Genomic DNA, 11,233 nt, shown 5'->3' with positions numbered 1-11,233 from the left:
TCACTACGCCCTGTCTAGCCCAGCCGTTCCCTCAAAGAGAGTTAGCACTTTGTCGAACATGATGAACGGATTGACGCGGCGAAAAAAAAGCGCCGCGAAAAATTCGCGGCGCGGGGAAAAAATTCGCCTTCCGAGGCGGTCACGGCACGACCCGAACCGCCCCCTTGGCCGCGCTGGTGGTCAGGGCGGCATAGGCGCGCAAAGCGGTGGTCAGCGGGCGGTCGCGGCCTTCCGGCTTCCAGGCGTCCTTGCCCTTGGCCTCCATGGCGGCGCGGCGGCGCGCCAGCGCGTCCTCGGCGACATCGAGCCGCAGCACGCGGGCCGGAATGTCGATTTCGATCCGGTCGCCGGTTTCGACCAGGCCGATCAGGCCGCCCTCCTCCGCTTCCGGCGAGACATGGCCGATGGACAGGCCCGAGGTGCCCCCGGAAAAACGCCCGTCGGTGATGAGCGCGCAGGCTTTGCCGAGGCCCATGCTCTTGAGATAGGAGGTCGGATAGAGCATTTCCTGCATGCCCGGCCCGCCGCGCGGTCCCTCATAGCGGATCACCACCACGTCGCCGGCCTTGACCTGGCCGGTGAGAATGCCCTGCACCGCCGTGTCCTGGCTCTCGAACACGATCGCCGGGCCGGAGAATTTGAGATTGCTCTCGTCGACGCCCGCCGTTTTCACGATGGCGCCCTCCTCGGCCAGATTGCCGAACAGCACCGCAAGGCCGCCGTCCTTGGAGAAGGCGTGTTCGGCCGAACGGATCACGCCTTTGGCGCGATCGTCGTCGAGGGCGTCGTAGCGGCGCGACTGGCTGAAGGCGACCTGGGTCGGCACGCCGCCGGGCGAGGCGCGGAAGAACTTGTTCAGCTCCGGCGACGCATTGCGCTTCACGTCCCATTTCGCCAGAGCCGCTTCGAGGCTCGGGCTGTGCACGGAATGGACGTCGCGGTTGAGCAGGCCGGCGCGATCCAACTCGCCGAGAATGCCGAAAATGCCGCCGGCGCGATGCACGTCCTCGATATGGACGTCCGGCACCGAAGGCGCGACCTTGCACAGAACCGGGACCCGGCGCGACAGACGGTCGATATCCGACATCTTGAAATCGACGCCGCCCTCATAGGCCGCCGCGAGCAGGTGCAGCACGGTATTGGTCGAGCCGCCCATGGCGATATCGAGCGTCATGGCATTCTCGAACGCCTTGAACGTCGCGACATTGCGCGGCAGGACGGTCGCGTCGTCCTGCTCGTAATAGCGCCGGCACAGGTCGACGGCCGTGCGGCCCGCGCGCAGGAACAGATCCTCGCGGTCGGCATGGGTGGCGACAATGGTGCCATTGCCCGGCAGCGACAGGCCAAGCGCCTCCGTCAGGCAGTTCATGGAATTGGCGGTGAACATGCCCGAGCAGGAGCCGCAGGTCGGGCAGGCCGAACGCTCCATGGCGGCGACGTCCTCGTCGCTGTTCTTCGCGTCGGCCGCCGCCACCATGGCGTCGATCAGGTCGACCGCCTTGGTCTTGCCGCCAATCACGACCTTGCCGGCCTCCATCGGGCCGCCGGACACGAACACGGCCGGAATGTTGAGCCGCAGCGCGGCCATCAGCATGCCGGGGGTGATCTTGTCGCAGTTCGAAATGCAGACCAGAGCGTCGGCGCAATGGGCGTTGGCCATATATTCCACGCTGTCGGCGATGATCTCGCGCGACGGCAGGCTGTACAGCATGCCGGAATGGCCCATGGCGATGCCGTCATCGACCGCGATGGTGTTGAATTCCTTGGCGACGCCGCCGGCCGCCTCGATCTCGCGCGCGACGAGCTGGCCGAGATCCTTGAGATGGACATGGCCGGGCACGAATTGGGTGAAGGAATTGACCACGGCGATGATCGGCTTGCCGAAATCGCCGTCCTTCATGCCGGTGGCGCGCCACAGGCCGCGCGCGCCCGCCATGTTACGGCCGTGGGTGGAGGTGCGTGAGCGATACGGAGGCATGTTTCTCTCGTCTGACCTGAAAGTGTCGAGCAGGGCTCTTCCCTTCTCCCCTTGCGGGAGAAGGTGGCGCGTCAGCGCCGGATGAGGGGGCATTTCGGCAACGGGCGCCCCTCATCCGTCTCGCCTCCGGCGAGCCACCTTCTCCCGCAAGGGGAGAAGGGATACCCCCGCAGGATTTCGGCTTTCCTACATCTTTGTCCGGGGCGCGTCCATGAGCGAATCGACAAGCGGACTTTCCTTTGCTTGCAGGCGACCTTAGAAACGGCCAAGAGCTTGCGCCGAGGAAAGACGCGTGACGATCAGCGATATAGAACCAAAACCCGCCGATAATTTCGCCGCCGCCCTGCGCTCCGCCGTCCAGTCGGCCGCCGACTGGCTGATCACGCGGCAGAAGCCGGACGGCCATTGGGTCGGCCGCGCCGAATCCAATGGCTGCATGGAGGCGCAATGGCGGCTGTGCCTGTGGTTCCTTGGGCTTGACGACCACCCGCTCAACCCGCGCCTCGCCCAATCCCTCCTCGACACCCAGCGCGCAGACGGCGCCTGGGAAATCTATTTCAACGCGCCCAATGGCGACATCAACACCACCGTCGAGGCCTATGCCGCCCTGCGCGTCTCGGGCTATGCCGCCGACCATCCGGCTCTGGTCAAGGCGCAGAAATGGATCGAGGCCAAGGGCGGATTGCGCAATATCCGCGTCTTCACGCGCTATTGGCTGGCCCTGATCGGCGAATGGCCGTGGGAAAAGACCCCCAACCTGCCGCCGGAAGTGATTTGGCTGCCGCTGTGGTTCCCCTTCAACATCTATCATTTCGCGCAATGGGCGCGGGCGACCTTGATGCCGATCGCCTTGCTCTCCGCGCGCCGCCCGAGCCGGCCGCTGCCGCCGGAGCGCCGCCTCGACGCTTTGTTCCCGGGCGGCCGCGCCGCTTTCGACTATGACCTGCCGGAAAAGGCCAATGCCGGCGGCTGGGACATTTTCTTCCGCAAGACCGACAAGGTTCTGCACGCCTTGCAGGAATTCGGGCGCCGCAATGGCCTGACCCTGTGGCGCGGCGCGGCGGCCCGCCATGTGGTGGAATGGATCATCCGCCATCAGGATTATGACGGCGGCTGGGGCGGCATCCAGCCGCCCTGGATCTACAGCCTGATGGCTTTGCATGTGGAAGGCTATGCGCTTGACCATCCGGTGATGGCCAAGGGGCTGGACTGCCTGAACGATCCGGGCTGGCGGGTCGATATCGGCGACGCGACCTTCATCCAGGCCACCAACAGCCCGGTCTGGGACACCATCCTGGTTCTGCTCGCCTTCGACGATTCCGGGGCGCTGGAGGAACAGTCCGAGGCGGTCGAGAGGGCCGTGGACTGGGTGCTGAAGCGGCAGGTGCTGGTTCGCGGCGACTGGTCGGTCAAGCTGCCGCAGGTCCAGCCGGGCGGCTGGGCCTTCGAATATGCCAATAACGCCTATCCCGACACCGACGACACCGCCGTCGCGCTGATCGCGCTCGCGCCCTTCCGCAAGGATCCGAAATGGCGCGCGAAGGGCATCGACGAGGCCATCCGGCGCGGCGTCGACTGGCTGGTCGCCATGCAGAGCGCGAGCGGCGGCTGGGGCGCCTTCGACAAGGACAACACCAACCAGCTTCTGACCAAAATCCCGTTCTGCGATTTCGGCGAGGCGCTCGATCCGCCCTCGGTCGACGTCACCGCCCATATTGTCGAGGCTTTCGGCAAGCTCGGCCTTCCCGCATCCCATCCGGCCATGGCCCGCGCTTTGGCTTTTCTCAGGGCGCAGCAGGAGGCCGACGGCTCCTGGTTCGGCCGTTGGGGCGTGAATTATATTTACGGGACCGGCGCCGTCCTGCCGGCGCTGGCGGCGATTGGCGAGGACATGAGCCAGAGCTATATCGGCCGCGCCTGCGACTGGCTGAAATCGCGCCAGCAGGACAACGGCGGTTGGGGCGAAAGTTGCGCCTCCTACATGCAGGCGGATATGGCCGGACGCGGGACCGAGACCGCCTCGCAGACCGCCTGGGCGCTGATGGGCCTGCTCGCCGTCAACCGCCCACAGGATCGCGACGCAATCGCGCGCGGCTGCCAGTTCCTGGTCGAACGCCAGAGCGAGGGGACCTGGCCCGAGCGGGAATTTACCGGCACGGGCTTTCCGGGCTATGGCGTCGGCCAGACCATCCGGCTCGACGATCCGCTGCTGGCGGAGCGCCTGCGACAGGGGCCGGAGCTGTCACGCGCCTTCATGCTGCGCTACGGCCTTTATTGTCATTATTTCCCGCTGATGGCGCTGGCCCGGGCGCTTCGCGCGGGCCTTTAGGCGTCCGCCAAGCAGCGTCAGGGAGCGGACAGGCCGTCCGCGTCGCGCGCGAAGGCGGCGATCAGATCGGCCAGCTCGGGGTCCGAGACGGAGGCGATGGCCTCCTCGATCGAAAACCATTGTGTCGCGCGCTCATGCTTTTCCGGCCAGTGATCGCGCTGCCGCACGACGCGCAGGGAAAAAACCTCGACCCGGCAATGATCCGTCCGGCTCGACAGCCTTTTGGCGTAGTGAAAATAGCCGACCGGCTCTTCCGACATGACGCCGAGCAACCCGGCCTCCTCCATCGCCTCGATCGCCGCCGCCGCCGCGGGGCTGCGCCCGGCCATGGGCCAGCCCTTGGGGATGATCCAGCGCCGCGTGTCGCGCGAGGAAACCAGCATGATCTCCAGCGCGCCATTCATCATGCGCCACGGCAAGGCCGCGAATTGCTGGCGCACCATCGGCTCCAAAGCCTCCGGCGCGACCTTCGCGGCCTTTTTCGCCTTTTTCTGGATCTTGCGCGGCTTCCCACTCATGGCGACAGCGCCCCCGAGCCGACGACGCGCGGCGTGCGGGGAATCCGGGCGCATTTCAGCGCAAACCGGGCATGGCGCTCGAACATGGCGAAAAACGCGTCCTCTCTTGGAGTCAGGGCCTGAAGCCAGCCGAGCATGAGCGCCCCCACAGAAAAATGACAGTTAGATGAAGATTTTATGACGAGCGTTCCGTTGCGCGTTTCAATATGTTAAGTCCGCGCAGGATGCAAATGATCCAGGACAATTGCCTCCCGCCCCGGCGCGATCGCTGGCGGGGTGCGGGAATCGCCTTGCCTTGGCTATCAATTTAGCCCGGCCCGCACGCCTGTAAACCGCCGCGACGCGGCGCGTTCGCCCCGCTCGGAAGACGCGCTTGAAAGGTGTGGATAGCGCCTTATATCGAACGAGACTCGAAGCGTCGGCGCGGCGCCGGCGCATGAATCGGGAGGCCGTCATGGCGGGCCTCGCTCGCGTCAAAACAACGGAACCGCGTTTTCAGGATTACGCCAGCTTCGGCCTTGGCGTGCTGCTGATCGTCTCGCCCTGGGCTTTGGGCTATTCCGACCACGAAATGGCGACCCGCGCCGCCTGGCTCGGCGGATTGATCGTCATGATGATGTCCTTCGCCGAGATCCTCAAATTCGTCGAATGGGAGGAATGGGTCAATCTGCTCGTCGGACTGGCGGTGATCGTCGCGCCCTTTGTCCTCGGCTTCGGCGACGTCGCCCGCGCGGTCGCAGCTCATAATGTCCTCGGCCTGCTGATCGCGCTCGCGAGCGCCACCGAACTCTGGGCGGTCCATCATCCGCATGCGCCCGGTCTTTAGGGCTGCTCCGCTCGCGCCTCAATAGGCGCGCGCGATGATGATCTCTTCGACCGCCGGGCGGCCGGTGAAGACGCAGGCGCCCGAAACGCTTGTCTGCCCGACGGGAACATTGCGCAAGGTGAGCTTGAGCGCCTTGAGGCGCGCTTCGACCGCCTCAAGCTCGGCGCCGGTCGGCCGCGCCCAGGGCGCGCGCACCCAGCCCTTGAAGCCGGCCTTGGCGTCGTCATCCTCTGAAGCCGCGCCGAAATAGGCCGCGATGGCGTCAAAATCCTTGAGGTCCGAGCGGATATTGGCGTCGAGCCGCGCCTTGGCCTCGGCGAACAGATTGGCCTGGATCTCCGCCAGCAGCGCCGGCGCCTGGCCGAGAAAATCCGCGCGCGAAAAAGCCTGCGAGATCACCTTGTCGCCGTCACGCAATTTGTCGCGGCGGATCAGGGTCACATTGTCGCCGGCCATGTCGCGCGGGCCGACTTCAAGCAGGATCGGCGCGCCGCGCCGCAGCCAGTCCCAGCGCTTGTTGGCGGAACGGATCGGCTTCTTGTCGAGATGGGCCCGCAAAGGCTGACCGAAGGCGACCACGCCATCGAGCTCCACCTTCAACTTTTCGCAATAGGCCAGCAGTTCGGCGTCTTCCGGCTTTTCGCGCAGCATAGGCACGATCACCACCTGTTTCGGGGCGATGCGCGGCGGCAGGCGCAACCCATCGTCATCGCCATGGGTCATGATGACGCCGCCGATCAGGCGCGTGGACACGCCCCAGGAGGTGGTGTGGCAATAGTCCAGTTCGCCGGTCGCCGACTGGTAGCGGATATTCTGGGCCTGGGCGAAATTGGTTCCGAGATAATGCGAGGTGCCGGCCTGCAGCGCCTTGCCGTCCTGCATCATCGCTTCAATGGAAAAGGTCGAATCGGCGCCCGGAAAACGCTCGTTCTCGGGCTTCTCGCCGACGACCACCGGCATGGCCAGAATGTCCTCCGCCAGCTCGCGATAGACTTCCAGCATTTTCAGCGTTTCTTCCAACGCGTCCTCTTTGGTGGCGTGGGCGGTATGGCCCTCCTGCCAGAGGAATTCCGTCGTGCGCAAAAACATGCGGGTGCGCATTTCCCAGCGCACCACATTGGCCCATTGGTTGATCAGGATCGGCAGGTCGCGATAGGAGGCGACCCAGCGGCGGAAGGCGTCGCCGATGATCGTCTCGGAGGTCGGGCGCACCACCAGCGGCTCTTCGAGCTGCGAGGACGGATCGACCACCAGCTTGCCGTCCTGCGCCTTGAGGCGATGATGGGTGACGACCGCCATTTCCTTGGCGAAGCCTTCGACATGGCTCGCCTCCTGCGCGATGAAGCTCATCGGGATGAACAGCGGAAAATAGCAATTCTCGTGGCCGGTTTCCTTGATGCGCTTGTCGAGCGCAGCCTGCACCAGCTCCCAAATGCCCCAGCCCCACGGCTTGACGATCATGCAGCCGCGCACCGGCGAGGTTTCCGCGAGATCGGCCTGATCGACGACGGCCTGATACCAATCGGGAAAGTTCTCTTCGCGGGTGACGGGCAAAGCGCGTTTCATTTCGGTTTCCGGCCGTTTGGGGAAAGACAGGGGCCGCCACTACTGGACCGAAACCGCGCGCTTTGCAACGGCGACGCTTGCCGCATTTCGCCAGCGACGCCATTGCCAGCGCCGGTCCGATCCTGTCCAATGCGCTGCGACGGGATTATCGGACGAGCGCGGCGCCGCGCGAAATGATCGGGGGGACGCCTTTGGCCGGTTTCATCAAGGCTGCGATCGCCTCAGCTCTATCGAATTTTCCGCTGACCTTCCTGCTTGTCGGGCTGCTGTTTTCCGCCATCGCAATCGCGCGGGCCGCAAGGCCGGTCGGGTCGGCGCTCGTCGTGGAGAAACTGCTCGCGTGGCACGTGTTTTGGGTTATCGGCGTCGCGTTTTTCTACAATTTCGTGATGCACGCCTTTTTCGGACGGATGGCGGCGGCTTTCATCGGCTGGGCCGACAGCCCGTTCCAGTTCGAAGTGGCGACCGCGAGCCTGGGCTTTTCCGTCGTCGGCTTTCTCGCGGCGTTCCGAAGCTTCGACCTCCGCCTCGCCGCGATCGTCGGCGCCGGCCTGTTCACGCTCGGCGCCGCGGCGGGCCATGTCTATCAAATGGCCACGACGCATAATTTCGCGCCGGGCAACGCGGGCGTCATTTTCTACATGGATATTTTCATCCCGCTGTTCGGGTTTCTGCTGCTGTGGCTCCAGCGCCGCTGCGAAGCCTCTCGCGGCGGCGCGCCTGTGCAATCCCGGGCGGAATGAACGAGCAGGAGACGAGCGGCCCGAGACGAGCCGCCACGTCCAGCCGCTATCAACGTCGGATTTTCGCGACTCGCACCGGCTTGGACCACGGCAGTTCGCGCGTGTCGGCGACGATGCTGCCCGGGCGCAAAGCCTCCGGCGGCATTTCGCCCTTGACGCCGCTTTCCTGGCACCAAGCGAAATGAATGCGCGTCGGCAATTGGCAATAAGCGCAGCGGGTCATCGGCATTAGTCGTCTCCAGTGAAACGCGTTGAACATGCCTGTCAGGTTGTCGCCAACCCGACTTACCCCTCGATACGTTTCCCGCCTTGTCGCTTGGCCCGTCGCCGGGCCGGGCCGCTTGGCGCGACCGCTGTTCGACGAATGTCTAAGCAGGGATCATGCCAGCATTAGGCTTAACGAATGATAAACGCCGACGCCAGCGGGAGGGCGCCGGCGCGAAAGGGCTTCCGATGGCCGGACAAAAGAGCTATGACGCAAGAAAAGCGCGGCTCGCGCCCAAATCGGACGTTTTTCATGCTCTCTGGTCTGCTCGCTCTCATTTTCGCCTCGGCTTTCGCCGGCGCGGCGCTTTATCTGGTTCTCGTCGAGCAGCCGGCCCGCCTTGCGCTGGATGATGCGGCGATGATTCGCGAATGGGCGCCGAGCGACCGGCGCGGTTTCGCGCTGCTCGGCGGCCTCGCGGTGGCGACGGCGCTCGCCGGTCTCGCGGCCTTCAGCCACGGCTCCGACATACGCTGGCTGATCGGCTCGCTGCTGGTTCTGGCGAGCTGGCCCTATACCTATTTCGTCATCGTGCCGCTGAACAATCGCCTGCTGGCGGCTTCCACCACGCGGCCCGACGCTGACGCGCGGGAGATCGTCACCTTCTGGGGCCAGCTCGAATGGGGCCTGCTGGCGCTGGGCGTCGCTTCAGTGGCGGTTTTCGCGTGGACGCTGAGCTAAGTTCTTTCAATCAACAACGGCGTGGTGGCGTGAGTTTGGCCGGCCGAGCGTGTTACACAGCAAGTCGAAAAATGGCCCTCGCTGAGAGGGCCATTCAATTGTCAGAAAGAAGACCAATTCAAATAAGTCGAGGTTGATCTGTCTTGTTCGCAGTAGTAGTGGCTCCGCCCAGCGACGACTGCTTCGCACGGTGCTTGAGCAGCGCCTTCTCGAACTCGCTCACCGCAAATTCGTGGCTTGCTTGGTTCTTGGAAAGCTTCTGCGGGTCAAAGCGCGCCATATCGAGCACCAGACGATAAGCGCCGGCGATATCGGCAAGGTACGCGTTTAGGAAATTCTCTGGATCCGCCGCCCAAACTACCCTGTCATTTTCGATTTCCATCAACCCCTTCAACCCGTACACCAGCGGCATAATCAGACCGTCGGGATAACGATAAGTAACGGGCCGGTCGGTAAACGGTGTGTGCGGCTGAATCGCGACGTAATCCGTCTTATCCTTCGCTACCGCCCGTCGAATGGGATCATAGATCTTGACGATCGAGTTCGCGCCGAACCGGAAGCCGTTCGAGTTATATGCTTCAGGGAACTCCGCGTAGATCTTATCGTAAAGCTTCGGCAAGTCTGCTAAAATGTCGAAGCAACTTGCAACCCTCTCGTTGATCAGTTCATGAACCGGCCCATCTCGTGGCTCCGAGACTTGCCGGTCCAACATGAGCTTGTCGAACTGCTTCGAGCACTCGCCCTTATTGCGATAAATGTTTTGCGGCGTGACGGAGATGTTAGAGGGCAGCAAACCTGCCTCATTGGCCCGATTGAGCGGAATCCAAGCAAGTGCGAGAAGATCGCGGACCTTTATTGGACGACCTTCGCCGCTCTCCCATTCGTTACTCTTCCACTCAACACGGCATGCGATCGCCGGGTCCAACCGCTGGCGAATTTCGTCGTAAAAGCCGAGCTTGTTGGATTTAGCTTCCTGCGTGAGCTGAGCGTTGTTGTTTCGGGCAGCGCAGATATCCAATACCGACATCTCGAACTGTTGCACGGAACGCTCGTCCTCCGGGTCTGAAGGGACGAGCAATTCGACAGGAACCAAGAAGTCAAACTTTTCTCTGACAGCTTCCAGTTCCTTGCGATGCTCCTCCCACAACTCTTTCATCTCGTCCCACAACGTAGCCCTCGCCAACTGCTTCTCGCCGACGACTTCGGCCAGCATAAAGAGCCCGATGGCAAGCATGTTATGCCCTCCATCGAGGACCCCCTCCGATGCCGGATCTTCAAATCGCAGTTCAAAACGATTGCGTTGGAGAGCCTCAAAGGTGGACGTGCCGAGCAAGATACCCTTCGACTTAAAAGGAAACAAATGGGGGGTCATCTCCAGAGACTCAAGGATTGCGTCGGTGACCGGTCCGGTCTTCGCCGCCCGGGGATTTGCCTCAAGTGAAAGGTGATCAAACAGAGGGTACAGATCCCGGCCGCGAACAAAGCCGGTGTAGCGTTTGATGCCGGCGATCGATTCCGCGAACCCGGCGCCAGTCAGCCGCCCCTCGTCGCGAACGTTCGGCTGCTCAGCCACCAAGGCGAAGCGAATAATTAATTTTGGTGAATCTTCCATTTATCCAGTCCTTCATGACGAAAGACTGGCTTCGGCCATTCGAGTGCACCATTGGCGCACAAGCCTACACCGTAAAAAGGACCGGCGAGCCCCTCCGCTTTCCAGCGAAGTCAACAACCGAAACCAATCCAGGTTTCTTTTCAGCCTCTATCCAGAGGCAGGTTAAGGATGTGCTGTTGCAACGGTTAAGTCAACCCGTTTCGTCCAAGCCTTCGTAACCGCATTGACTTTCCTTGGGTGCGCGATCGAAACTGCGCCGCATCGGGAGGCCGCCTCATGCACGCCATGGTACTCAATAAAATCGGCGCGCCACTGGAATGGACCGAGCGGCCCGATCCCCTCCCCGGCCCCGGCGAAATCCGGCTGAAAATTTCCGCCTGCGGCGTCTGCCGCACCGACCTTCATGTGGTCGACGGCGAATTGCCGCATCCGCGCGTCCCGATCATTCCCGGTCATGAAATCGTCGGCCGCGTCGACCTGATCGGCCCCGGCGTCAGCGGTTTCGAGATCGGCGAGCGCGTCGGCGTGCCCTGGCTCGGCCATACCTGCCAGGCCTGCGGCCCCTGCGTCAGCGGCCATGAAAATCTCTGCGACAATCCCGAATTCACCGGCTATTCCCGCGACGGCGGCTATGCTGACATGACCATCGCCGACGCGCGCTTCGCCTTTCCGCTGGGCGAGACGGGCGAAGACGCCGCGCTCGCGCCTTTGCTCT

11 protein-coding genes are annotated in these 11,233 nt (G+C 63.4%); 5 read left to right on the top strand and 6 right to left on the bottom strand.

The genetic code is table 11. The features are described 5' to 3' along the window. Positions 1 to 139 precede the first annotated feature (139 nt). Positions 140 to 1,978: a dihydroxy-acid dehydratase gene (ilvD, locus tag ACE3S9_RS07900; RefSeq protein ID WP_374545899.1), complete on the bottom strand. Its 1,839-nt coding sequence runs from the start codon at positions 1,976 to 1,978 to the stop codon at positions 140 to 142. 292 nt (positions 1,979 to 2,270) lie between these two features. Between ilvD and shc the strand changes: the two genes are divergently transcribed. Further along, positions 2,271 to 4,307 carry a squalene--hopene cyclase gene (gene shc, locus ACE3S9_RS07895; RefSeq protein ID WP_374545898.1) on the top strand — a complete coding sequence of 679 codons (2,037 nt, stop codon included), beginning with the start codon at positions 2,271 to 2,273 and terminating at the stop codon, positions 4,305 to 4,307. 17 nt (positions 4,308 to 4,324) lie between these two features. Here shc and ACE3S9_RS07890 read toward each other — a convergent pair whose 3' ends face one another. Then, the gene (locus tag ACE3S9_RS07890) at positions 4,325 to 4,825 is read right to left on the bottom strand and encodes an NUDIX hydrolase (RefSeq protein ID WP_374545897.1); all 501 of its coding nucleotides are present in this window, start codon (positions 4,823 to 4,825) and stop codon (positions 4,325 to 4,327) included. Then, positions 4,822 to 4,962, bottom strand: coding sequence for a hypothetical protein (locus ACE3S9_RS07885; RefSeq protein ID WP_374545896.1), 141 nt, complete (start codon positions 4,960 to 4,962; stop codon positions 4,822 to 4,824). The genes ACE3S9_RS07890 and ACE3S9_RS07885 overlap by 4 nt, the downstream gene beginning before the upstream one ends. A gap of 317 nt (positions 4,963 to 5,279) precedes the next feature. Here ACE3S9_RS07885 and ACE3S9_RS07880 point away from each other — a divergent pair, with 317 nt between their 5' ends. Next, positions 5,280 to 5,651, top strand: coding sequence for an SPW repeat protein (locus ACE3S9_RS07880; protein WP_374545895.1), 372 nt, complete (start codon positions 5,280 to 5,282; stop codon positions 5,649 to 5,651). Between the two features lie 18 nt (positions 5,652 to 5,669). On the opposite strand, the gene proS is transcribed toward ACE3S9_RS07880, so the two are convergent. Further along, on the bottom strand, positions 5,670 to 7,217 hold the full coding sequence (proS, locus tag ACE3S9_RS07875; RefSeq protein WP_374545894.1) for a proline--tRNA ligase: 1,548 nt from the start codon (positions 7,215 to 7,217) through the stop codon (positions 5,670 to 5,672). Between the two features lie 62 nt (positions 7,218 to 7,279). Between proS and ACE3S9_RS07870 the strand changes: the two genes are divergently transcribed. Beyond that, positions 7,280 to 7,960, top strand: a complete 681-nt coding sequence (locus tag ACE3S9_RS07870; RefSeq protein WP_374545893.1) for a DUF6790 family protein — start codon at positions 7,280 to 7,282, stop codon at positions 7,958 to 7,960. Positions 7,961 to 8,009: 49 nt separating this feature from the next. Here the strand turns inward: ACE3S9_RS07870 and ACE3S9_RS07865 are convergent, their stop codons facing one another. Beyond that, complete coding sequence (locus tag ACE3S9_RS07865; RefSeq protein ID WP_374545892.1) at positions 8,010 to 8,189, bottom strand: hypothetical protein; 180 nt, start codon at positions 8,187 to 8,189, stop codon at positions 8,010 to 8,012. Positions 8,190 to 8,477: 288 nt separating this feature from the next. On the opposite strand from ACE3S9_RS07865, the gene ACE3S9_RS07860 reads away from it, so the two are divergent. Next, positions 8,478 to 8,906, top strand: coding sequence for a DUF1772 domain-containing protein (locus tag ACE3S9_RS07860; protein ID WP_374545891.1), 429 nt, complete (start codon positions 8,478 to 8,480; stop codon positions 8,904 to 8,906). 118 nt (positions 8,907 to 9,024) lie between these two features. Here ACE3S9_RS07860 and ACE3S9_RS07855 read toward each other — a convergent pair whose 3' ends face one another. Beyond that, entirely contained in the window at positions 9,025 to 10,518 is a 1,494-nt protein-coding gene (locus ACE3S9_RS07855) for a hypothetical protein (protein WP_374545890.1), read from the bottom strand. Between the two features lie 276 nt (positions 10,519 to 10,794). Between ACE3S9_RS07855 and ACE3S9_RS07850 the strand changes: the two genes are divergently transcribed. After that, on the top strand, positions 10,795 to 11,233 hold a 439-nt coding region (locus ACE3S9_RS07850), incomplete at its 3' end, for an alcohol dehydrogenase catalytic domain-containing protein (RefSeq protein ID WP_374545889.1).

It is taken from the genome of Rhodoblastus sp. (genome assembly GCF_041915505.1).
GTDB lineage: Bacteria > Pseudomonadota > Alphaproteobacteria > Rhizobiales > Beijerinckiaceae > Rhodoblastus.
The sequence above is the reverse complement of the archived record's forward strand: the minus strand, read 5'-3'. Positions and strand labels throughout refer to the sequence as shown.